This is a genomic window from Spirillospora sp. NPDC048819 (assembly GCF_040650055.1).
Taxonomy (GTDB): domain Bacteria; phylum Actinomycetota; class Actinomycetes; order Streptosporangiales; family Streptosporangiaceae; genus Spirillospora.
Genome location: NZ_JBEZGN010000007.1, coordinates 277477 through 299144, shown reverse-complemented (window position 1 = coordinate 299144; position 21668 = coordinate 277477). Strand labels below are relative to the sequence as shown.

Sequence of the window (21668 nt, the reverse complement as noted above, 5' to 3'; positions counted from 1 at the left end):
GATCGTCTGGTCTCAACACACCCACACGATCACAGCGGTGGCCGTCTCACGTCCCGGCCTCCATCAGACCGAGATCTCCAAATGCGGCTGGAGTAATAGCGTGTCCGTGGTCTCGGTGCCCTGAGCCCGGAGCTCGCGCTTGAGAACCTTGTTCGTCGCCGTACTCGGCAGGTCGGTGGCGATCCGGACGAACTTCGGCCATGCCTTCGGCGACAGGTCCGGCTGAGCAGTCAGGAACTCCTGGAGATCGACGGGCGTGAGGGTCGCGCCGTCGCGTAGCACCAGCGCGCACATGAGCTGGTCGCCAGGGGCGTCGGCGTCCGGTATGCCGTACACCGCGGCCTGGCTGACCGCGTCGTTGCGCAGCAGCACCCGCTCGATCGGCGCCGCCGCGAGGTTCTCGCCGTCGACGCGCAGCCAGTCGTCGGTGCGACCCGCCAGGTACACGAAGCCTGCTTCGTCCCGATAGGCGAGATCGCCGGACCAGTACATGCCCCCGTCGAGCCGCTCGGATGTCGCCTGTTCGTCGTTGTAGTAGCCGGCGAAGAACCCGGCCCCGGTGGTGTTGACCAGCTCGCCGACCGCCTCGTCCAGGTTGGTCACCCGGCCCAGGTCGTCGAAGACGGCGCGCGGGCACTCGGTGCGGGTGTCTCGGTCGTAGACGGCGACGCCGTCGAACGGCTGCCCGATCGAGCCGGCCGGCGTGGCGTCGGTGCGGGTGATGATGACCGCGGTCTCGGTGGAGCCGAAGCCGTCCCACACGGTGCAGTCGAAGCGACGGGCGAACTCCTCGATGTCGCGGTCGCTCGCCTCGTTGCCGAACGCGACACGTAGTGGGTTGTCCCGGTCGTCGGGCTGTTCCGGCGTCGCGAGCAGGTAGGCGAGCGGCTTGCCGACGTAGTTGAGGTAGGTCGCACCATAGTGGCGCAGGTCGCTGAGGAACCGGCTTGCGCTGAACTGGGCCGGCGCCAGAGCGGCGCCGGCGTGGGCGTGCACGGCGTATCCGGCGAGAATGGCGTTGCTGTGGAACATGGGCATCGAGGAATAGACGAGGTCCTCGGTCGTCAGGTCGAACTTGTCGGCGAGCGTCGCTCCCGACATCACCGCCATGAAGTTGGCGACCCGCACGGCCTTCGGCTCCCCGCTGGTGCCGGAGGTGAAGATCAGCATGAAGGTGTCCATCGCGTCGACCGCCGGGAACCCGGCGGTTCCACGCGGTGCGTCGGCCACCCGCTTGAGCCAGTCGGCGTCGTCGGTGTCGACCACCGTCGCGCCACCGAGGTCGAGCCCGCCGAGCAGGGCCAGGTGCCGATGATCGGTCAGCAGGATCTGGCAGTCGGCCCGGCGTACGTCGGCCGCGAGACTCTCGCCGCGCCGGATGGTGTTGATGCCGACGGTCACATGCCCGCCGAGCGCACCCGCCGCGATCGCCATCGCCATCTCGGGGCTGTTCTGCATCAGCACGCCGACGTGGACCGGCCGGCCTGGGTCGGCCATCGCGTGCAGCACGTGCGCACGGGCGGCGCTCTCGCCGAGGTAGTCGCGCCAGCTCCGCACCTGGTCGCCGTACTTCAGGCCGGGCGTGTCCCGCTCGGCATGCTGGAGGAGGAGGGCCTGGACGGTGTCAGACACGGGACGGCTCCGATGCGGTCGCGGTGGGCGAGGTGGCGGCGGAGGGAACAGTCAGGTGGCGGCTCAGGAACGCCACGACGTGGCGGGTGGCGGCCTCGTGGAAGGGCTTGCCGGCGAAGAGGTCGAAGTGGTCGCCGGGGTAGTGCCGCACCTCGGCGCGACCGGCGAAGGCCGCCTTCGCCGCGGCGTACGGCGGCGCGCTCCTGTCGAAGTCGCAGATCTGCACCAGCCACGGGACCCGCAGCGACTTCGCGTCCTTGGCGGGCGTCCGGCCGCCGAGCTCCAGCACGACGTCGGCGGCGATCTCGTTGCGCCAGGTCGGGCCCGCGAGCGCGCGGTAGTCCTCGTAGGCGCCGGGCAGGGTCAGCGCGCCGAGCTCCCCGGGACGAGCCACGACCGGGATCATCGTCGGCGCGCGGCCGGCCTTGCGTCGTACGGCCGAAGCGATGCCGCGGCCGGTGGAGGCGAGCAGCTGGGCCGGGCGGTGGTGCTTCGCGGCGAGCCGCGCGGCGGCGAGCCCGTCGACGAGCGGCACCGCGGAGACGACCGCCGCGACGTCGTCACGCGCGGCGGCGACGGAGACGACGTGGCCGCCCGCGAGCGAGATGCCCCAGAGCACGACCCGTTCGACGCCGACGCCCGGAAGGCGCTTCGCTGCCTCGACGGCGGCGTGCCAGTCGGCGACCTGGTCGGCGACGGACACGCACTGGCGCGGTCCACCATCGCTGGCGTCGCTCGCGCCGAAGCCGCGGTAGTCGAAGGTGACGGCGTGGAAGCCCGCAGCCGCGAACGCCTCGGCGAACGGCTGGAGGCCGGAGTCCTGGGTACCGGCGAGGCCGTGGCCGAGCACCACGACGGGCGCACCGTCCGCGCCGGCGTGATGCGTGGCGGCACAGCGCACACCGGCCGAGGTGAAGTCGAAGGTGGTCATGCGATGCCTCCGTAGATGCTGGTCACCCAGATGTGCGTGAGCGCGTCGACGTGTTGCTCGCGCGGCGGTTCACCGCCGAGCGCATGGCGCTCGAGGGCGTGGTCGTTCAGGTCGAGGAGTACGGCGGCCAGGGCCGCCGCGTCCGGACCGTCGGTCGCGTGGCCGGCGGCCCGCTCCCGCTCGATCATCTCCGCGACCATGCCCGCGAACTCGGCGCGGCCCGCGTCCCAGCCCTCCCGGACCTGCGGGTTGGCGGCCCTTCCTTCGAGCAGGGCGCGGTAGGTGTGCGGCGAGGCGTCGACGGAGTCGAAGAGCGAGCCGAGGACCTGCCGGATCCGCTCGCCGGGATCACCCTCCGCCTTGACCAGCAGGTCGGTCGCGTCCGACGCGGCGTCGTACAGGCCGGTCATCAGGGCGAGCACCGCGGCGGCCTTGCTCTCGAAGTAGAAGTAGAACGCCGAGCGGGTGACGCCGGCACGCCGCGAGATCTCCGCGACGTTGACCTGGTCGAGGGTCTGCTCGCGCAGCAGGTCGTCGAGGGCCTGGAGCAGGGCCGAGCGGCGCTGGTCGCCGCGGTTGGCACTGCGGCGGTCGACCAGCCGCGCCCAGGTGCGCTCCTCGCTCACCCGCGCGCCTCCACGGGCCGCCGCGCCCGCTGCCGCCCAGCTCGCTCCAGCCCCGCGGGGATCTCCCGGGTGCGCAGGTCGTGCTCGTAAAGGAAGTAGTCGAGCTGCTGGGTGTGCCGCGGCCGCTGCACCATATGGGCGGTGTACTTCTGCTGGTCCTCGTCGATCACCCGCTCCATCTCGGCGACCGGCGGCGGCGCGTAGCGGCCGACGAGCCAGGCCGCGACCAGCCGGGTCTGGCACTCGACGAACGGGAACAGTGTCGGCGTCGCCTGGGCGAACCCGATGAACGCGACGTCGTCCATGCCCGGCTTGAAAATCCGCTTGTAGAGGCGGATGTGGTTCTCGGGCGCGCTGATGAAGTCGGGATCGAAGAACGGGAAGGTGATGTTGTAGCCGGTGGCGTGGATGACGACGTCGAAGTCCTCGGCCGTGCCGTCGGCGAAGTGCACGGTAGGACCGTCCCAGCGCTCGATGTCGCCCTTGGCCCGCAGGTCGCCGGAGCCGAGCCGCAGCGGCAACTCGACCGACTGCGTCGGGTGCGCCTCGAAGAACTTGTGGTTGGGCTCGGGCAGGCCGTAGTCGGTCGGGCGGCCGGCGGTCAGCGGCTGCATCACCTGCATGAACTTGCGCTGCCACGCGAACGGGATGTGCGGGGAGGTCTTGTAGTACTTGTCGGCCGGCGTTCCGGCGAAGTACTTCGGCACGATCCACGCACTGGACCGCGTCGAGATGACGACCTCGTTGTCGAGTGTCTTGCTGGAGAGCTCGACCGCGATGTCGGCGGCGCTGTTGCCCAGCCCGATGATCAGGATCCGCTTACCTGTCAGGTTGTACGGCGTCCGCGGGTCGATGTAGGCGTGCGAGTGCATCGTCAGGCCGGTGAACTCTCCCGGCTTGTCGGCGAAGCGCGGATCCCAGTGGTGGCCGTTGGCCACCAGGAGCACGTCGAAGCGACGTACGCCGGTGCGCTCGGTCTCCAGCAGCCAGCCGCCGTCGGGGTGCCGCTCGGCGTGCACGACGCCGTTCTCGAACTCGATCCGGCGCCGGATGTCGAACGCGTCGGCGTAGCTGTCGAGGTAGTCCTTGATCTGGGTGTGGTGCGGGAAGTCGGGATACTCCTCGGGCATCGGAAAGTCTTTGAAGGACAGCTGGTACTTCGAGGTGTCGATGTGCAGCGAGCGGTAGGCGCTGCTGTGCCCGTTGGGGTTGCCGAAGGCCCAGTTGCCGCCGACGCGGTCCGAGGACTCGAACGTGGCGTACTCCAGCCCGTAGTCCTCCAGCATCTTGCTCATCGTCAGCCCACTGATGCCGGCACCGATCACGGCGACCGTCGGACCACTCATCGGCTACTCCTCGGCATCTGCTTGACAACCTGGCGTGATGCACGTCACGTTAAGACTGCAATTGACACGTGTCAACAGATACCGACGAGCGTCAGGATGGTGGCGGATGGGTGAGCAGCGCACGGTCGTGGTGGTCGGGGGCGGGTCCGGCCTCGGAGCGGCGACGGCCGCGCTGCTGCGGTCGCACGGCGACATCGTGGTGGTCGCCGACCTCCCCGGCACGGGCGCCGACGTCCAGGTCGACGTGACCGACGAGGGAGGAGTGGAGGCGCTCTTCGAGGGCGTCGTCGCCGAGCACGGGCGCTTCCATGGCGTGGTCAACTGTGCCGGCACGAGCACGCTCTCACGAGTCGTCGACCACGACGCCGCGGAGTGGCGCCGGATCGTCGACGTCTGCCTCACCGGCGCGTTCCTCGTCCTCAAGCACGCCGGACTCCGCGTCACCGACGGAGGCGCACTGGTGTCGCTGACCTCCCTCAACGCCCGCCAGCCCGGCACCGGCCTGGCCGCCTACTGCGCCGCGAAGGCCGGCCTCGTGGCGCTCACGGAGGTCGCTGCGCTCGAGTTCGCGCCACGCCGTGTGCGCGTCAACGCAGTGGCGCCCGGCCTGGTCGTCACACCGCTGACGGCGCCGGCGATGGACATACCCCGGGTGAAGGACGAGTACGTCGCCAACACGCCGCTCGGCCGACCGGGAAGCCCGGAGGAGATCGCCGCATCCGTGCGCTACCTGCTGTCGGACGACGCGGCGTGGATAACCGGCGAGACCCTTGACATCAACGGCGGTGCCCACCTGATGCGCTACCCGGATCTCGCCGGACTCGTGGAGAAGGCGTTCGCATGAGCCTCGCGAGCAGATCCGCGATCGTCACAGGCGGCGGCTCGGGCATCGGAGCGTCGCTCACCGCGGCACTCGTCGGTGCAGGCGCCGACGTGGTGTGCACGGACCGCGACCTGGGCGCCGCAGAGAAGACCGTCGCCGGCCTCGCCGGACCGGGATCGGCACGTGCTGCGGCCGTCGACGTGACGCAAGCGGCCCAGGTGCAGCAGGTCGTCGACGAGGTCGTGGAGGCGCACGGACGGATCGACCTGATGTTCAACAACGCGGGCATCACCTATTTCGGCGACACGGAGCACCTGACGCTGGACCAGTGGAATGCGATCATCGACGTCAACATCCGTGGCGTTGTGCATGGTGTGCACGCGGCGTATCCGCACATGGTCCGCCAGCACGGCGGGCACATCGTCAACACGGCCTCGCTGGGCGGTCTCATGGCCGCGGGCCTGATGACGTCGTACGTCGCCACCAAGCATGCCGTCGTCGGGCTGTCCCTCGCGCTGCGGACCGAGGCCGCCGCGCACGGCGTCGGCGTCACCGTTGTCTGCCCTGCGGCCGTGGACACCCCGATCCTCGACAAGGGCGAGATCGGCCCCTACCGCGGTCGCGACTTCTACCTCGACGGGCAGGGGATCAAGCGCCCGCTCGATGCGGGCGTGCTCGCCCGGCGGGTCCTGGCGGCCGTCGAAGCGAACGAGGCAATGGTCGTGGAGCCGCGCCGTGCACGGCTCGCGTGGCGCGTCGGCCGGCTCTCGCCGACGTTCGTCAACAGGACGACCACGCGGTACATCGACAGGCAGCGCGCCCAGGCGCGGAAGGGATCGTCATGACGGCGGCGCTGCCCGAGATCGGGTGCTACGGGCTGGCGGGCCATACCGCGAGTCCGCTCGACGTCGTGGCGGAGGCACAGCATGCCGAATGGCCCGGCATCGGCGCGATGTTCCTGTCCGAGCGGTTCAACGTCAAGGACGCTGGAGTGATGGCAGGCGCGGTCGCAGCCGCAACGGAACAGATCGGCATCGGCACATCCGCGCACCGCGCCGAAGGGTGCGTGTAGCTGCACAGGAGCCGGTAGAGGTCGTACATCGCCGGGTGTCCGTAGCAATGACGAGGTCGCTGAAGTTTGCCCTCTCGCCCAAGACGGTGCCGCGCTTGTTCCTCTCTTGTTCATCGGCGAAGTCGAACTCGGGCTTGTCTTCCAGCTTCACCTGCCCGGTGATCGACCAGCCGTTCTCGCGCACCTCCCTGGAGGAGGTCGTTACGTTCCTGTCCCTGCCGAAAACCTCGTCGTGCAGGTCAAGCAGCATGTTGAACTCGTCGAGAATTCCGCCCAGACGTTGCGTTCTTCGGACGTCCAGCTGGGCGATCTGCCTGGTTCGGTGACCGGTGGAGGCAGTGGCGTCAACGGGCGGGCGTTGGCGATGCCCTCAGATGATCCCTCTGCGCCGTATCGGGTCGGCCAACGCCGCCTACGCCGTCCACCTGCTATGCATGCCGGAGTCCGACTACATCAGTGCGCAGACCCTCGTGTGCGGCGGCGGGCTGAACCTGTAAAAGGAAAGGAGGCGGTGCGCCTGGGCGTGGACCGGCACTGCCGACCCTGCACTTTGCTCGAAACTCCGTCCGTGCAGGTCCTTTTAATCCGTAGGCTGTGGGTTCGAGTCCCACGCGACCCACCACCCCTGACCAGGGAAAACACCCTTCACCGGGTGCGCTGGGGATCATGCCTGGGGCCGGGTTGAGGCCACCCTGGGGCCGAGACGGCGCACGAGCCGAGCCAACGCCCGCATCTATCCCATGCGATTGGTGAAGGCAAGGGCGTATTCCCGCACCGACCTACTCGAGGTGGCGCGTCATCGGTGTGCGGTTAGTCCTTTCGCAGGTCGTCAGGTAGGGCGAGGAGCGCAGGCTCTCGATCACGCAGCCGATACCGCAGCATCCGCGCGGAGGCGTCCAGGCGGCCGAGCCCGTCGGCGGGGCCCTGCCGATGCGGGACGCCGGCCGGTCGCCCGGCGCCGCACCCGACCGGTCCGGGTGTGACCCCCGTAGGACGGCGACGCCGGGCCAGGGCACGGCCGCGGCGTCGGGTGGTGCCGGGCACCACGCCCGCGGCGCGCAGCAGGTGCGCGGCGGTCTGCTCGGCTGCGCGGTGCGCAACCTCGGGTAGCACGGAGGTGTAGGTGTCGGCGGTCAGGACGATGCTGGAATGCCCGAGCAGCTCCTGCACCACCTTCAACTCCACCCCGGCCGCCAGCGCCAGCGTCGCGGCACCATGGCGAAGGTCATGCAGCCGGATCGGCGGCACATCGTGCTCGGCGATCAACTGCTGGAACACGTGGGTGAGCCAGCCCGGGGCGACCGGCTCACCGTTGAGGTTGGTGAACACATACCCGCTGTCGCGGTACCCCTCGCCATAAGCGGCCGCTTCGGCCTGCTGCGTTGAACGGTGCGCGCGCAGCGCCGCGATCGTGGTGTGGTCCAGCGCGATCACGCGAGTGCTGTGCGCGGTCTTGGGCGGGCATACCGTCAGCCGCCCGTCCTCGGCTGCAACTGCCGGCAGATCACCGCGGTTCCCTCGTCCAGGTCGACATCACACCACGCAGCCCGGCTGCCTCACCGCGGCGCAGCCCGCGCAACGCGATCAGATAGTAGGCCGCGTACAGGCGATGCGCGGCGATCGCGTCCAGGAACTGGGCCGTCTGAGCAGCGGTCCATACGGCCACGGCGGGCCGCTCCCCGGTCTTGCGCCAGTGCTGGACACGGGCGGCGGTCCACACCACCGCCCGAGGTCGCCGGGTCGGCGGCAACGCCACCAGCGACGCCGGGTTCTCCTCCACATGCGCTACCGCCACCTCCGCCAGCAGCAGATGCCCCAGCAACGGGGTCAGATACCGCCGCACATGATCGGCGTAACCGGTCACCGTGGACGGCGCGCCCTGGTGGTCGTCCAGCCAACGCTGCAGCCACTGGGCCACCGTGACCGGACTCCCGGCCGGTCCCCACACCACCGGCACTTCTCGCTCTTCTCATAAGGGCAGGGTGGGTCTGCAGCGGATGCATCAACCATCACGGACGGCGACGGATTGGCCTACCGAGCACGACAGCACAGCCTCAGGCCATGGCGACACGAGCTCCTCCTAGCTTGCCTCCCATCACAGAAGCCGGGGCACCTCAATCTCCGCTCAGCACGGTGGGCAGGCATAACGCCAGCAGGGGGCCGAGCCGGTGGCGGCGGCCTCGCCGGTGCCGCGGACCGGGAATGCCGTCGAGGACCTCAACCAAAGCGGGCAGACCGAGCAGGTCGGTGGCAGACCATGGCAGATGGACGCCCTCGCAGTGGCGGACCAGGGCGTCGATCGGGAAAGTTGGCACGCGAACGCGGTCCCTGTCTTGATCGACTGGCTTGGACCTCCAAGATCATCGGGGATCGCGTTCGTCGTTCTCAACCAGGCCACCCGACCCGCCGTGCCCCCCGCTGGCCTACCGGCTCATCTCAAGATCTGAGAACGCATTCGCCCGGGGCAGGACCTCGACGCCACCACGCTGGTGCGTGCGCTGGGCACCTGGTTCGGCCAACCGGCCTGAGCGCCGTATTAACGGTCGTCTCAGGTTCGCTCGGTAGGAAGCAGGCATCAGATCAGCGATGTAATCCGTATGTAGGAGGCCAGTGATGGCAGTCAACGCAGCGCCGTCCGGGGAAGCGCCGGCCGGTCGGTTGGCCGGTCGGTGGGTGCCGTGGTTGGTGATCGGCCTGTGGATGGTGCTGGCGGCGTTCATGGTGCCGCTGAGCGGAAAGTTGAGCTCGGTCACCACCGACAGCGCCGCGGACACCCTGCCGGCCAGTGCCGAGTCCACCAAGGTGGCGGTGCTGGAGGACAGTCTCCCCGGGGGTGAGGAGAACACGTTCGTCTTCGTGTACCACCGGGCCGGCGGCATGACCGACGCCGACCGCGCGACGGTCGAGCGCCACTACAACACCCTTGCCAAGCGGTACCCGCCGAAGGAGGCGGCCCCGGCCAGCGGCGAGGACGAGGGCCCACCGACGAGACCCTCCACCGACGGCGAGGCGATGATGTTCACCCTCCCGGTGAGCACGACCTACGGCGAACCAGAGGCCGTCGTCGGCCCGTTGCGTGACGCCGCGAAGGACCGCCCCGCCGGCCTGGAACTCGACGTGACCGGCCCGGCCGCAATCGACGGCGACATGGACGCCGTCTTCGACGGCATCGACCTGCAGGTCCTCCTCACCACCGTCGTCGTCGTCACGCTCCTGCTCATCCTCACCTACCGCAGCCCGGTGTTGTGGATCATCCCGCTGGTGGCCGTTGGCGCGGCAGCACTGACCTCGATGGGGACCGTCTACCTGCTCGTCAAGGGCTTCGGCATCGTGGTCAACAGCCAGAACTCGGCGCTGCTGACGATCCTGGTATTCGGCGTCGGCACGGACTACGCGCTGTTGCTCATCTCCCGGTACCGGGAGACACTGCACCACCACGAGAACGTCCGGGTCGCGATGGTCCACGCGCTACGCAGCGCGGCGCCGGCCCTCGTCGCGTCCGCGGCCACCGTGGTCGCCGGCCTGCTCTGCCTGCTCGTCGCGGACCTGAACAGCACCAGCGGGTTGGGCCCGATCGGTGCGGCCGGCATCCTGTGCGCGCTGGTGGCCATGCTAACGCTGTTCCCGGCGGTGCTCGTGGTGCTCGGCAGGCGGATCTTCTGGCCGGCCATCCCGCGGTTCAGCACGGCCGTGGAGGAGAAGCCGGGGCTGTGGGGACGGCTCGGCACCGCCATCAACCGCCGCCGGTGGGTTGCGACGCTCGGCTCGTTCGGAATCCTCGGCATGCTCGCCATCGGGCTGGCGGGCAACACCGGCGCCCTGCGGGAGCAGGACCAGTTCCTGTCCGCGCCGGAGTCGGTCACCGGCTTCACCGTTCTCCGCCAGCACTTCCCAGAGCTCGGCGGCCAGCCAATGACGATCTTCACGCGGCCGGCGCACCAGGAGCGGGTGCTCGACATCGTCAAGGACACTCGCGGTGTAGCACTGGCCATCCCGGAGGAGACCAGCGGTGGCTGGGCCAACATCTCCGCGTTCCCGACGGACGCGCCGGAAACCGCCGCAGAGTACGACACGATCAAGCGGGTGCGCACCGCCGTGCACGCGGTGAGCGGGGCGGAGGCGATCGTCGGCGGGCCGAGTGCGGAGAACCTCGACACCGAGGTGACCACCAGCCGCGACGAGAAGCTGGTAATCCCGCTGGTGCTCGCCGTCGTCCTGATCACCCTCGGGCTACTGCTGCGCGCGATCGTGGCCCCGCTGGTCCTGATGGCCACCGTGATCGTCTCATTCGCCGCAGCCTTCGGCGGCAGCGTGTTCGTCTTCGACACGATCCTCGGGTTCAAGGGCATCGACTATTCGGTGCCGCTGCTGGCATTCCTGTTCCTGGTGGCGCTCGGCGTCGACTACAACATCTTCCTGACCAGCCGGGCCCGGGAGGAGACCGTGCGTCTCGGCACCAGAAAGGGCATGCTCAAAGCCCTCTCCGCCACCGGTGGCGTCATCACCTCGGCAGGCCTGGTCCTGGCGGCCACGTTCGCGGTCCTCACCACACTTCCGCTGGTGATGCTGATCGAGGTCGGGTTCCTGGTCGCCTTCGGCGTGCTGCTCGACGCCCTGCTGGTGCGGTCGGTCCTGGTGCCCGCCCTCACCCTGCTGATCGGCCGGCGGATCTGGTGGCCGAGCCGGCTGTCCCATCCAGCGGCGGAGCTGCCGGACGGTCAACAGTCGCTCGCCCACGACGAGGAGCCCACGCTGCAACGGTGAGCGCGGCGGCACGGACGAGATCCGGGACGGGGACCCATACCCGTCCCGGATCTTGTCATGGGCCCGACGGCCGCCGCCCTTCGGTCCTGCGCCACGCGCCGGGGCTGGGGTCAGCGCACCGTATCCTGCCCCGACGGTGAGCCGCGCGGGGCCATGCCCGAGGGCCGCCGTCCCTCGTCCTGCGCCGCGCCCCCGGGGCGGGTCAGCGCACCGCGGTGTCCTACCCGGCGGTGAGCCGTGCGATCGGGGCGGGCGGGGCCGCGGCCGGAAGGTCGACCCGAAGCAGCGCGCCACCGCGTGCGGAGCGGGCGACGGTGGCCCGGCCGCCGTGGGCGTCGACGACCCGCTGCACGATCGACAGCCCCAGACCGGATCCCGGCAACGCCCGGGCGCTGTCGGCACGGTAGAACCGGTCGAACACCCGCGGTACGTCGGCGGCGTCGATGCCCGGCCCGGCGTCATCGACCTCGAGCACCGCCGACGCGCCCTCGGCACGGAGCCGGACCTGGACCGGCTGGTCCGCGGGGGACCACTTGCCGGCGTTGTCGATGAGGTTGAGCACCGCCCGCTGGAGCGCAGCGGGACGCCCGCTCACCCACACGGAGGTCACGTCGAGTGCCACCTCGATGTCTGGCACGCGGGAACGCGCCCGGGTCGCGGCGGCCACCACCACGTCGGCCAGGTCGAGCAGCTCGGTGCTCTCGTCGCTGACATCACCGCGCGCCAGGTCGGTCAGCTCGGCGGCAAGGGTGCTCAACTCGGCCACCTGGGCGCCGAGATCATTGAGCAGCCGGGTCCGGCTCCCCGCCGGCAGTGCGCTGTCCAGGGTGCCGCGCCGATCGAGCCGGATCAGCAGCTCGACGTTGAGGCGCAGGCTGGTGAGCGGGGTCTTGAGCTCGTGGGCGGCGTCCTCGGCGAGCAGCCGCTGCGCCCGCCGGGAGTCCCGGAGCGCGGCGAGCATGTCGTTGATCGACTGAATCAGCCGCCGGATCTCCCCACCGCCCTCATCCGGGATGTCGGCGTCGAGATCCCGGGTGTGCGCGACACGTACCGCGGCGGCGGTCAGCCGGTCGATCGGTGCCAGCCCGGTCCGCGCCACGGCCCGCCCGACAACGGCGCCGCCGACCACGCAGAGCAGCCCGATCAGCAGCATGCCCAACCCGAACCGGGTGATCGGGCTGTCGTCGTCGGCGACGCGGGCCACCTGGACCGCGCCGTCGCCCGCCCGCAGCGTGTAGATGAAGTAGCCGTCGCTGTCGTCCGACTCCATCAGATCGGCCGACGCGCCCTGCGCCACGCGCCCGGCGTGCTCGCTGACCGGGGGCAGCGCGGGTTGGCCGGCCGGCGTCCGGGTCGAGCCGTCGGGCAGGATGACCCGCACCAGCCGACCGGATCCGGGATACGGCGGTAACTGGACCTGCGCCAGACCGGCGCGCTCCGCGTTCGTCGCCAGGACGCGGGAGTCGGCGCGTAGCTGATCCTCGGCGGTGTCCTGCAGCTCCCAGTTCAGTAGCTCGATGCCCACTTGGAAGGCCACGAACACGCTGACCGCGATGGCCGTCGCCGCGATCACCGTCAGCCTGGCCCGCAGGGACCGCCGACGCCACCATCGGGTCAGCCGGCGCGGTTCCCGGCCGGCGGGCCTGCTCACGGAGGAGTCTCCCGCAACGTGTATCCCAGGCCGCGCAGCGTGTAGATCAATCGCGGCTCACCCTCGGCCTCCATCTTGCGGCGCAGGTAGCTCACGTATACCTGGAGGTTGTTGGCGGTGGCGCACATGTCGAAGCCCCAGACCGCCTCGAACAGCGCGTCGCGGGTCAAGACCCGGGTCGCGTTGCGCACGAGGACCTGCAGGAGGGAGAACTCGGTCCGGGTCAGGCGCAGCGGCCGCCCGCCCCGCCACGCCTCGAACCTGTCGGGATCGAGCCGGACGTCGGCGAACGACAGGACCTGCGACTCCCCGTCGGGCGGCGTGCGCCGGCGCAGCAGGGCCCGCACCCGGGCCAGCAACTCCTCGGTGGCGAACGGCTTGGGCAGGTAGTCGTCGGCACCCGCGTCCAGCCCCGCGACCCGGTCGGAGACCTGGTCACGGGCGGTCAGCATCAGCACCGGCAGATCCCGACCCTCGGCCCGCAACCGCCTGCAGGTCTCCAACCCGCCGAGGCGGGGCATCATCACGTCGAGGATCAGCAGATCCAGCGTGTCACCGCCGGCCTCCCCGACGCCGTCGAGCACGGCGAGACCGTTGGCGACGGTGCTGGTGTCGTAACCCTCGACCTGGAGCACCCGCTCCAGCGACTCACGGATGGCCCTCTCATCATCCGCGATCATGATCCGCACGCCGGCCCGCCCCCTTCCAGTCGATGCTTTTGCCGCTCATTGTCCCCGATCAACCTGAGAGCAGGATTAGCGCGTCGCTGGGGCCGCGCTCTTACCGATACCTAAGAAATGGAACCTTGCCCTTGCCGAAAACCACGTCCAAGCAGGTCAAGCGGCATGTTCGTACTCGTTGAGGATTCCGCCCAGCCGTTGCCGTCTTCGGATGTTCAGGTGGGCGATCTGTCTGGTTCGGTGATCGGTGGAGGTAGTGGCTTCAACGGGCGTGCGTTGGCGATGCCTTGGTGCGGGCGGTGTGCGTTGGAGAAGGTCTCGAACTCGCGGAGGGGCGTGGAGCAGATGCCGCTGGTTCCAGATCAACATGCGGTCCAGGAGCTCACGGCGGCAGGTCTGCACCCTCCGCTCCATCACCGCGTTCATCCTCGGCATCCGCACCCCAGTCAGCACCGTCCGAATACCGGCATCGGCCAGGACAGCGTCGAACAGCTCAGGGAACTTGCCGTCGCGGTCGCGGATCAGGAACCGTGCCCGGCGGCCGACGTCCTCCAAGTCCATGACCAGGTTCCGGAGCGCCTGGGTCACCCACGACGCGGTCGGGTGAGCGGTGGCGCCCAGGACACATGATGCCGCAGCACCAAGATCTCGGCGTCCTTCTCCCGGTCGGTCATCGGAAGCAGACGCAGCACCGCGAACGCGTTCGCCACGGTCAAGTAGGCCAGTCGCAAGAACACAGCCGCCCATCATCCCGCGGCGACCGCCTTACCGCCGCTTGATTCGCAGCTGATCAAGCGCAACACCTGAGCACCCCTCTACGCCTTCCACCTGCGCAGACGTAGTTTTCGGCAAGCGCAACGTCGACTTCGCGATCACCAGGTCGTTCGGGAACGCGTTCCGTTGCAGCACCCAGCCATTGCTGCGCGCGGAGTAGCCGGAGAGCGCCGATCGTCCCACCCGCCGACCGCGCGGGGCAGTCGTCCTGGTCGTCGGCGTCGGGGTCACGGAGCTCGCGGACACCGGCCGGGCCGAGATCGGGCGCGGTGAAGGTGTAGGTGCCGATCACGTCGATGTCCTTGCGGCCGACCGGCGAGAGCCGGACGACGTCCTCCTCGGCCAGGGGTAGCCGCCTGCGACTCCGGACGCATCCACGGCAACCTGCACCGGCCGCAGCGCTACCACCGCGGACTCCAGCGTGTCTTCTGCACCTCCGCGCTGATCAGCATCCAGCGACATCCGGAATCGCGTGCCTTCTACGACCGGAAAAGGCGCGAGGGGAAACGACACACCCAGGCCGTCCTCGCCTTGGCCAGACGCCGTGTCAACGTCCTGTGGGCTCTCCTGCGCGACAACCGTACTTTCCAGGCCACCCCGCCCGTACTCAAAGGCGGCCTGAGCTCCCTCGCTCAGTTGACAACGTCATTGGGAGTCCTCCATGAGGTGCGTGAGCGGCTGCTCGCTCACCATTCGCCCGAGACGGCTCTGCGGATGCCGACTCGCTCAATCGGTTCGGCGCTCTCATCACCGCAAAGCGTTACCGTGTCCGGGTGTTCCGAAAATCTAAGGAGCGGTTATGACGGAGCCGGTCGCCGAACCGTTGTCCAGCCCCAGCGGCAGTCCTCTGACGTCCCTCACCTGGGCGGACGCCCGGGCACGGATAGCCGAAGGCGATGACTATCTGGTGGCGACGTCCGGCCCTAATGGGCGCGTGCACGTCGTGCCGGTGCTGGCCATCTGGCTGGAGGGCGCCGTTTGCTTCAACACACACCGAGAGGCGCGCAAGGCCCGCGACCTCGAACACAACGACAGCTGCGCCATCACCGTCCCGGCCAACGACATCGACCTGGTAGTCGAAGGAACCGCGCACATCGTCCGGGACGCCGACCGGCTGCAACGCGTCGCGGACCTGTTCCCGACCAAATATCCGTGGTGGCACCCATTCGTCCAGGACGGCGAGTTCTACACCCCCGACGACACCGAGCTGGCCAATCCCCGGTACATCTTCGCGGTCAAACCGACGGTGGTCTTCGCATTCGGCAAGGAGAAGGGATTCAGTGCAACCCGCTGGCGCTTCTCAGGGGCGCGTCCGAAGTGAAACGCCCCGGGTCGGGTGGAGGCTCGATTCCCTGAGAGGATCGAGTCATGGCACGTCAGTCCCCTATCCGCCTGAGCTGCGCAGGCGGGCGGTCCGGATGGTCGCCGAGGTGCGTCCGGACTATCCCAGTGAGCGGTCGGCGATGAAGGCGGTAGCGACCAAGCCGGGTGTCAAGCACGCTGAGACGGTGCGCCAGCTGGGTGCGCCAGGCCGAGGTCGACACCGGTGTCCGGCAACGACCGAGGAGTCCGTGGAGCTCAAGCGGCTCAAGCGGGAGAACGCCGAGCTGCGCCGGGGCGAACGAGATCCTGAAAGCAGCGGCGGGTTTCTTCGCGGCCGAGCTCGACCGGCCACACAAGTACTGATCGCGTTCATCGACGCGTTCCGCAAGGTGTTCGGGGTCGAGCCGATTTGCCGGGTGCTGTCCGAGCACGGCACCAAGATCGCACCGTCCACCTACTACGCCGCCAGATCACGTCCTGCCTCGGCCCGGGCCGTGCGTGACGAGTGGCTCAAGACCGAGATCACCCGCATCTTCGAGGCGAACTACCGGGTCTATGGCGCTCGCAAGATCTGGCGGCAGCTTCAGCGCGAGGGACACGACGTGGCGCGTTGCACGGTCGAGCGGTTGATGCGTGAGCCCGGCCTGCATGGTGCCCGCCGCAGCCGCAGGGTCCGCACCACCGTCCGCGACGACGGGTATGAGCGGGCCACCGATCTGCTGCGCCGCGACCCCACCGCGACCAGCCCGAATCGCCGCTGGGTGGCCGACTTCACCCACGTGAGCACCTGGGCCGGCGTCGTCTACGTCGCGTTCGTGGTCGACATCTTCTCCCGCGCCGTCGTCGGCTGGACCGCCTCGACAAGCAAGCGGACCCGCCTGGTGCTGGATGCCCTCGACATGGCGCTGTGGTGACGCGACCGAGCCGGACGACCGGTCGGTCCCGGCCTGGTGCATCACTCCGATGCCGGGTCGCAATACACGTCTTTCCGGTTCACCACGCACCTGGTCGACGCCGGGATCGACGCCTCCATCGGCACCGTCGGCGACGCGCTCGACAACGCGTTGATGGAGTCGGCGATCGGGCTGTACAAGACCGAGCTGATCAAACCGCGCGGACCATGGAAGAAGGCGAGGCAGCGCCGCTGATGTGACTGCATCCCCTTGAAGCCACCTACCCGACCAGCACACCCCCGGGACGGCACCCAGCGCCGCACTTACCAAGCGCAGGCGCTGGGCCCGAGCACAAACTGAACCGGTCACCGCGAGCCCCTCCCCCAAGTCGCAGGCGAACACCCCTGACACCATGTCGGCTCGTTGTCGGCTCGGCGGTTCCGAAACGGATCGGTACGCGGCGGCATTGGCCGACATGAAAATGGGGCTTGATGCGGACAGGTTGGCGCAGAATGGCACCCGGAGCACCACGCTGATACGAAAATTTCGGACTCTTAATCCGTAGGCTGTGGGTTCGAGTCCCACGCGACCCACCCATCCCGACCAGGGAAAACACCCTCCACCGGGTGCGCTGGGGATCATGCCTGGGGCTCACCTGAGGCCACAAACGGTAACCCCGTCCACGCCTCGCCAACTCCTACGGGCCTCCCGATCCGACCGACGGCCGGGCAACAGCGATCCGGCATCCGGCCCTTCCCCGGCGCCGGACACGGTCTGATATCCAGTTAGCCCTTCCGAGGTAGACGACACAGCACGCGGAGCGAACGCTCTCGATCACGCAGCCAGCGCTGCGGTGGACCGGTCGCCGGCACGGGCGGCGGCAGCTCGCCCTCTGGGGCTCGATGGTCGTCGGCGTCGTTTGATGCCGGGCACCCGCCACCCGGCGCGCAGCACGTGCGTGGCGGTCTGTTCGGCGGCGGTGTGCGCGACTTCAGGTAGCACGGAGGTGTAGGTGTCGATGGTCAGCACGATGCTGGAATGCCCGAGCATCTCCTGCACCACCTTCAACTCCACCCCGGCCGCCAGCGCCAGCGTGGCAGCGCCGTGCCGCAGGTCATACAGCCGCACGGGCGGCAGCCGGTACTCGGCCAGCATCTTCTGGAACACGTGGGTGAGCCGCCCGGGGGACACGGGATCACCGTTGAGAATGGTGAACACATAACCGCTATCGCGGTACCGGTCCCCGTACGCGGCGGCCTCGGCGCGCTGCCGGTCCCGGTGCGCCCGTAGCGCGGCGATCGTGGTGCGGTCCAGCGCAATGACGCGGGCGCTGTGCGCGGTCTTGGGTGGACAAGCCGTCAGGCGGCCGTTCCGCCGCTGCAGCTGCTGGCAGATGGTCGCGGTGCCGTGCTCCAGGTCCACGTCCACCCAGCGCAGCCCGGCCGCCTCACCGCGCCGCAGCCCCCGCAACGCGATCAAGTGGCAGGCCGCGTAGAGCCGGTGACCGCGGATGGCGTGCAGGGACGCGGCGGTCTGCTGGCCGTCCACACCGCCACCGAAGGACGCTCCCCAGTCCGCTCTCGCTGTTTGACCGGGAGGACGCCCACACCACCGCCTGTGGCTGCCGCGCCGCCAGCATCACCAGCAGCGCCGCCGGGTTCTCAGCGATCAGCCCCTCCCGCAGCGCGGCGGCCACAGGCGGTGCGCAGTGTCGAGCGGATCCGGTTCAGCGTCGCCTGCCGGATCTGCCGCCCCTCGGCCTGATGGTCGTGCACAATCGCGGCGAACATCTCCCGCACATGCTCCACGGTCAGTTCGCCCAGCAGCAGCCCGCCCAGATGCGGGTGCAGGTAGGGGTGGACATGGTTGGCGTATCCGGCCACCGTGGACGCCGCCCCGGATGGTCCCGGAGCCACCGCGCCAGCCGCAGATACCAGCTGCCATGGCCCCGCTCGGCCTTGAGGCGGGGGCAGTACGCGGCCGACCGCTCGACCGGTCCGCGGATCCTCACATCCGCACCGCCGGTACCCACCGCCAATACACCCAACCGACGCTCCTTGCTCTTCCTATGCACTCATCGTGCGCGTGACGAAACGCCGCCGCCATGCCCACTACAAACACCAAACACACCGAAGCCGGAAAGGCGGCGCCTCAGCGAAGCAGAGCGCTGACTTCAGATCCTGCACGGCACCCGGTGGGCTCCACTGGCCGACGTGCCGAACGCCGAGCGGGAGGGGCGCCTTGGGAATCAGAACGCGTTCTTGTCAATGGCGGCGGTGTCGAGCAAGCTACGTCGCATGGATCTGAATGCCCTGGAAGAGATCCGTCAGGTGAAGTACCGCTACCTGCGCTGCCTGGACCTGAAGGACTGGGACGGGTTCGCCGGCACCCTCACCGAGGACGCCCTGGGCGCCTACGGGACCCGCGCGGTCGGCGAGCCGCTGCGCCTGGAAGGCCGCGATGCCATCGTCGACTACATGCGCGACAATCTCGGTCCCGACATCACCACGGTGCACTTCGCGGGCCAACCCGAGATCCGGGTCGACGGCGATAAGGCCGAGGGCACCTGGTGCCTGGAGGACACCGTCATCGCCAAGGCGTTCCGGGTGCTGATCCGCGGATCCGCCTTCTACGAGGAGACGTATCGGCGCTGTGCGGACGGCGGGTGGCGCATCAGTGGCATCGGCTATGAACGGACCTACGAATACTCGATATCGCTCGACGATGTGCCCAGCTTCAGGCTGCTGGCGGACCGCTGGGCGCCCTCGCCCCCGCAGCCGGGAACCTGACCTGTATCAAAGAGTCAGGCTTGATGCGTGCCGTCGCCCGTCGCCCGCGTGCCGTGGACGAAGTAGTGGCCGTCAGTGGAGTCGGCGGTGAAGGGGCATGGCCAGATCGGTGGTGGTCAGGATCAGGGCGACGGTGTAGTCGATGAGGTGGTCGCGGAACGGCTGCGGCGTCGGCACGGCCATACGCCCGAGCGCGACCGCCTGTATGAGGTGTACGCGGCCTCGGGCGCTGCGCTTGCTGAGAATGCAGAGCGCCTTGACCCACGCGGCCTCCATCGCGAGCAGCGGTGCGCGCAGCCGGGGTGGCATCCCGTGAGTCAGGCCTTGGCGCGCTGCTGCTTGAGGCGGAGTTCCTCCTTGCGGACTTCGGCTTGGACGGCTTGCTCGCGTTCCAGCCAGTCAGGCCTTTCGGCCTTCAGGTTCTCGATCTCGGCCGTGGTGAGGGGGCCCGTGATGCCGCCGCGGGCCAGACCTGAGATGGAGACGCGGAGCTTGGCGGCGAGGACCTGGCGGGGGTGGGGCCCCTCACGGCGCAGGTTCGCCAGCCATGAGGGCGGGTCGGCTTGGAGCGCGTTCAATTCGTCCCGGGAGACAGGACCTTCCTGGAACTCGGCGGGTGCTGCCGACAGCAGGATCCCCAGCTTCTTGGCCGCGGTCGCGGACTTCATGGTCTGCGGGGTCTTTGCTTTGGACGTGCCCATGACCTCAAGGGTAGCCAGCGGAAGGGAACGGCCTGGACGTGACTAGGGTGGCGGAGTGACCGATGGTGAGTTCCGGCTGGCCTATGTGCCGGGCGTGACGCCCGGGAAGTGGGCCCGGGTGTGGGCCGAGCGGGTCCGCGAGGTGCCGCTTCGCCTGCTGCAGATGCCGGCGGCCGAGGTCGTCCCCCTGCTGCGGAACGGTGGCGTGGACGCGGCGTTCGTACGCCTGCCCGTCGACCGCGAGGCCCTCCATGTGATCCCGCTGTACCTGGAGACGACCGTGGTCGTGGTGCCCAAGGATCACGCGGTGGCCGCGGCGGAGGAGGTGGAGCTCGCCGATCTCGCCGACGAGGACGTGTTCGAGCCACTCGACGAGGTCTTGACCTGGGACGACCGCCCCGGGCAACCTGCCTTCACCCGTCCTGAGAGCACCGCCACCGCGATCGAGTTGGTGGCGTCGGGAGCCGGCGTCCTGCTGCTCCCGCAGTCTCTGGCCCGCCTCCACCACCGCAAAGACCTCACCTACCGAACCGTGACCGACGCTCCTCAGTCACAGATCGGCCTGGCCTGGCTCGAGGCCGTGACGACCGACCTCATGGAGGAACTGATCGGCATCGTCCGCGGCCGCACCCCCAACAGCTCCCGTGGCCGCAATTTCCGGCAACAGCCCACCCGCAAAAAGCCACCGCCACAGCGCCCCGCCTCCAAGCAACGCCGCCAGAAGCGCCGGCGGAGGTGACGAGAGTCGCGCTCACCGACAACACCCCGCCATCCCACAGGCGGACGGGCATCCTCCAAGTTGATCAAGGTCAACTCAGATCGGGTGTCCGCGCAACGGGGGAAGCTCAAGGTGTCGGAAGGCCTGACGATGACGCGGTCGTAGAGCCCGACATGTCATGTGCTCGGCTGGGGAACCTTGCAGTTGGCGGTGGGGTTGAGACCGATGTAGTTGAGCGGACCGGAGGCCAAGGTGATTCCGATCGTGGCGATTCTGGCGCAGCTGCCGTCGAATTGGGTGTAGTAGTGGCGCTGTCCCGCGGCGAGCGCTCCTATGATCAGCCAGGCGATGAGCATCCACCGTCCGGACCTCATCGCTACCTCCGGTGACCGCTTCGCCGACCCTGGGGTACGACAGTAACGACAAGATCCTCCATAGTTAAGCAAGTCGGGCCGGGTGTGTCACATCACCAACGTCTCGCGCGGCTTCTGTGTTCTTGACGACGCTCTGCCCAGCACCGAAAGTCTCTCGACGACCCGACCGTGCACAACACGCTCGAATCCCCCGACTGGCAGCAGCGTGCGGCCGCCGACGGGCTCGGAACCCGCGCGCCGGCTACCCGGTTCCACCTGCACGACCCGCCGACGAGATCAATTTCTTCCACACCGACCGGCCTCTGGTGGCACGCCGAGCGCCGCTGACCAGCCGAGCACCGGTCAGCGACGCTCACGGGCCCGGCCGATGCCCGCGCCGGCCACAGGGCATCCACCATCTACGGTGAAGGCCACGCTTGCGGAGGACTACATCCGCGCAGGTCGATCGGCATGCATGGTCCGTGACCAGGTGGCCGGCTTGCACCGGCCGAGAACTCATCCGTGTGGGTCAGCAAGCGAGGCCACGCGACCCACCACCCGTCACCAGGGCAGACACCCCCTCCGGGCGCAC

24 protein-coding genes, 1 pseudogene and 1 other annotated feature are annotated in these 21668 nt (G+C 69.1%); of the genes and pseudogenes, 11 read left to right on the top strand and 14 right to left on the bottom strand.

Annotation, left to right across the window (positions count from 1 at the left end; translation table 11 throughout):
• Positions 1 to 63 precede the first annotated feature (63 nt).
• Genes fadD1 through AB0C35_RS13585 form a run of 4 tightly spaced genes read right to left on the bottom strand, consistent with a single transcriptional unit; the run spans position 64 to position 4535 of the window.
• A complete protein-coding gene (gene fadD1 / locus AB0C35_RS13600; protein ID WP_358454444.1) occupies positions 64 to 1632 on the bottom strand; it encodes a fatty-acid--CoA ligase FadD1 in 1569 nt (522 codons plus the stop codon).
• Positions 1625 to 2563: an alpha/beta hydrolase gene (locus AB0C35_RS13595; protein ID WP_358454441.1), complete on the bottom strand. Its 939-nt coding sequence runs from the start codon at positions 2561 to 2563 to the stop codon at positions 1625 to 1627. The genes fadD1 and AB0C35_RS13595 overlap by 8 nt, the downstream gene beginning before the upstream one ends.
• Positions 2560 to 3189, bottom strand: a complete 630-nt coding sequence (locus AB0C35_RS13590) for a TetR/AcrR family transcriptional regulator (protein ID WP_358454438.1) — start codon at positions 3187 to 3189, stop codon at positions 2560 to 2562. Before AB0C35_RS13590 ends, AB0C35_RS13595 begins: the two co-directional genes overlap by 4 nt.
• Positions 3186 to 4535 (bottom strand): NAD(P)-binding domain-containing protein, encoded by a 1350-nt coding sequence (locus AB0C35_RS13585; RefSeq protein ID WP_358454435.1) that lies wholly within the window; start codon positions 4533 to 4535, stop codon positions 3186 to 3188. The genes AB0C35_RS13590 and AB0C35_RS13585 overlap by 4 nt, the downstream gene beginning before the upstream one ends.
• Before the next feature lie 106 nt (positions 4536 to 4641).
• Here AB0C35_RS13585 and AB0C35_RS13580 point away from each other — a divergent pair, with 106 nt between their 5' ends.
• The 4 genes from AB0C35_RS13580 (at position 4642) to AB0C35_RS13565 (ending at position 6927) form a co-directional block, all read left to right on the top strand.
• On the top strand, positions 4642 to 5379 hold the full coding sequence (locus tag AB0C35_RS13580; RefSeq protein WP_358454432.1) for an SDR family oxidoreductase: 738 nt from the start codon (positions 4642 to 4644) through the stop codon (positions 5377 to 5379).
• The gene (locus tag AB0C35_RS13575; protein WP_358454429.1) at positions 5376 to 6203 is read left to right on the top strand and encodes an SDR family oxidoreductase; all 828 of its coding nucleotides are present in this window, start codon (positions 5376 to 5378) and stop codon (positions 6201 to 6203) included. Before AB0C35_RS13580 ends, AB0C35_RS13575 begins: the two co-directional genes overlap by 4 nt.
• Positions 6200 to 6430 carry an LLM class flavin-dependent oxidoreductase gene (locus tag AB0C35_RS13570; protein ID WP_358454426.1) on the top strand — a complete coding sequence of 77 codons (231 nt, stop codon included), beginning with the start codon at positions 6200 to 6202 and terminating at the stop codon, positions 6428 to 6430. Before AB0C35_RS13575 ends, AB0C35_RS13570 begins: the two co-directional genes overlap by 4 nt.
• Positions 6431 to 6804: 374 nt before the next feature.
• A complete protein-coding gene (locus AB0C35_RS13565; protein WP_358454423.1) occupies positions 6805 to 6927 on the top strand; it encodes a hypothetical protein in 123 nt (40 codons plus the stop codon).
• A 313-nt stretch (positions 6928 to 7240) separates the two neighbouring features.
• On the opposite strand, the gene AB0C35_RS13560 is transcribed toward AB0C35_RS13565, so the two are convergent.
• Together AB0C35_RS13560 and AB0C35_RS13555 are read right to left on the bottom strand one after the other, a co-directional pair.
• Positions 7241 to 7864, bottom strand: coding sequence for a tyrosine-type recombinase/integrase (locus AB0C35_RS13560; protein ID WP_358454420.1), 624 nt, complete (start codon positions 7862 to 7864; stop codon positions 7241 to 7243).
• A gap of 70 nt (positions 7865 to 7934) precedes the next feature.
• Positions 7935 to 8348 carry a hypothetical protein gene (locus AB0C35_RS13555; protein ID WP_358454417.1) on the bottom strand — a complete coding sequence of 138 codons (414 nt, stop codon included), beginning with the start codon at positions 8346 to 8348 and terminating at the stop codon, positions 7935 to 7937.
• Positions 8349 to 9043: 695 nt separating this feature from the next.
• On the opposite strand from AB0C35_RS13555, the gene AB0C35_RS13550 reads away from it, so the two are divergent.
• Positions 9044 to 11194 carry an MMPL family transporter gene (locus AB0C35_RS13550; protein ID WP_358454414.1) on the top strand — a complete coding sequence of 717 codons (2151 nt, stop codon included), beginning with the start codon at positions 9044 to 9046 and terminating at the stop codon, positions 11192 to 11194.
• A gap of 220 nt (positions 11195 to 11414) precedes the next feature.
• Here the strand turns inward: AB0C35_RS13550 and AB0C35_RS13545 are convergent, their stop codons facing one another.
• The 3 genes from AB0C35_RS13545 to AB0C35_RS13535 form a co-directional block, all read right to left on the bottom strand.
• Entirely contained in the window at positions 11415 to 12845 is a 1431-nt protein-coding gene (locus AB0C35_RS13545) for a HAMP domain-containing sensor histidine kinase (protein ID WP_358454411.1), read from the bottom strand.
• Positions 12842 to 13534: a response regulator transcription factor gene (locus AB0C35_RS13540; RefSeq protein WP_358454408.1), complete on the bottom strand. Its 693-nt coding sequence runs from the start codon at positions 13532 to 13534 to the stop codon at positions 12842 to 12844. Before AB0C35_RS13540 ends, AB0C35_RS13545 begins: the two co-directional genes overlap by 4 nt.
• Before the next feature lie 147 nt (positions 13535 to 13681).
• On the bottom strand, positions 13682 to 14086 hold the full coding sequence (locus AB0C35_RS13535) for a hypothetical protein (protein ID WP_358454405.1): 405 nt from the start codon (positions 14084 to 14086) through the stop codon (positions 13682 to 13684).
• 573 nt (positions 14087 to 14659) lie between these two features.
• On the opposite strand from AB0C35_RS13535, the pseudogene AB0C35_RS13530 reads away from it, so the two are divergent.
• The 4 genes and pseudogenes from AB0C35_RS13530 to AB0C35_RS13515 form a co-directional block, all read left to right on the top strand.
• Positions 14660 to 14890 (top strand): annotated as a pseudogene (locus tag AB0C35_RS13530) (IS110 family transposase); the annotation flags it as partial.
• Between the two features lie 208 nt (positions 14891 to 15098).
• Positions 15099 to 15620: a pyridoxamine 5'-phosphate oxidase family protein gene (locus tag AB0C35_RS13525; protein WP_358454402.1), complete on the top strand. Its 522-nt coding sequence runs from the start codon at positions 15099 to 15101 to the stop codon at positions 15618 to 15620.
• A 97-nt stretch (positions 15621 to 15717) separates the two neighbouring features.
• The gene (locus AB0C35_RS13520) at positions 15718 to 16536 is read left to right on the top strand and encodes an IS3 family transposase (protein ID WP_358454400.1); all 819 of its coding nucleotides are present in this window, start codon (positions 15718 to 15720) and stop codon (positions 16534 to 16536) included.
• Positions 15940 to 16071: a sequence feature (AL1L pseudoknot), on the top strand. (Overlaps the previous gene by 132 nt.)
• A 36-nt stretch (positions 16537 to 16572) precedes the next feature.
• On the top strand, positions 16573 to 16770 hold the full coding sequence (locus AB0C35_RS13515) for a hypothetical protein (protein WP_358454399.1): 198 nt from the start codon (positions 16573 to 16575) through the stop codon (positions 16768 to 16770).
• A 579-nt stretch (positions 16771 to 17349) separates the two neighbouring features.
• Here AB0C35_RS13515 and AB0C35_RS13510 read toward each other — a convergent pair.
• The gene (locus AB0C35_RS13510; RefSeq protein WP_358454398.1) at positions 17350 to 18063 is read right to left on the bottom strand and encodes a site-specific integrase; all 714 of its coding nucleotides are present in this window, start codon (positions 18061 to 18063) and stop codon (positions 17350 to 17352) included.
• 113 nt (positions 18064 to 18176) lie between these two features.
• Positions 18177 to 18431 carry a hypothetical protein gene (locus AB0C35_RS13505; RefSeq protein ID WP_358454396.1) on the bottom strand — a complete coding sequence of 85 codons (255 nt, stop codon included), beginning with the start codon at positions 18429 to 18431 and terminating at the stop codon, positions 18177 to 18179.
• A gap of 297 nt (positions 18432 to 18728) precedes the next feature.
• Here AB0C35_RS13505 and AB0C35_RS13500 point away from each other — a divergent pair, with 297 nt between their 5' ends.
• A complete protein-coding gene (locus tag AB0C35_RS13500) occupies positions 18729 to 19304 on the top strand; it encodes a nuclear transport factor 2 family protein (protein ID WP_358454393.1) in 576 nt (191 codons plus the stop codon).
• A gap of 72 nt (positions 19305 to 19376) precedes the next feature.
• On the opposite strand, the gene AB0C35_RS13495 is transcribed toward AB0C35_RS13500, so the two are convergent.
• Positions 19377 to 19613, bottom strand: a complete 237-nt coding sequence (locus tag AB0C35_RS13495; RefSeq protein ID WP_358454390.1) for a hypothetical protein — start codon at positions 19611 to 19613, stop codon at positions 19377 to 19379.
• 8 nt (positions 19614 to 19621) lie between these two features.
• Positions 19622 to 20005, bottom strand: a complete 384-nt coding sequence (locus AB0C35_RS13490) for a DUF5997 family protein (RefSeq protein WP_358454387.1) — start codon at positions 20003 to 20005, stop codon at positions 19622 to 19624.
• Positions 20006 to 20060: 55 nt separating this feature from the next.
• On the opposite strand from AB0C35_RS13490, the gene AB0C35_RS13485 reads away from it, so the two are divergent.
• The gene (locus AB0C35_RS13485) at positions 20061 to 20744 is read left to right on the top strand and encodes a LysR family substrate-binding domain-containing protein (protein ID WP_358454384.1); all 684 of its coding nucleotides are present in this window, start codon (positions 20061 to 20063) and stop codon (positions 20742 to 20744) included.
• Positions 20745 to 20899: 155 nt separating this feature from the next.
• On the opposite strand, the gene AB0C35_RS13480 is transcribed toward AB0C35_RS13485, so the two are convergent.
• Positions 20900 to 21097 carry a hypothetical protein gene (locus AB0C35_RS13480; protein WP_358454381.1) on the bottom strand — a complete coding sequence of 66 codons (198 nt, stop codon included), beginning with the start codon at positions 21095 to 21097 and terminating at the stop codon, positions 20900 to 20902.
• Positions 21098 to 21668 lie beyond the last annotated feature (571 nt).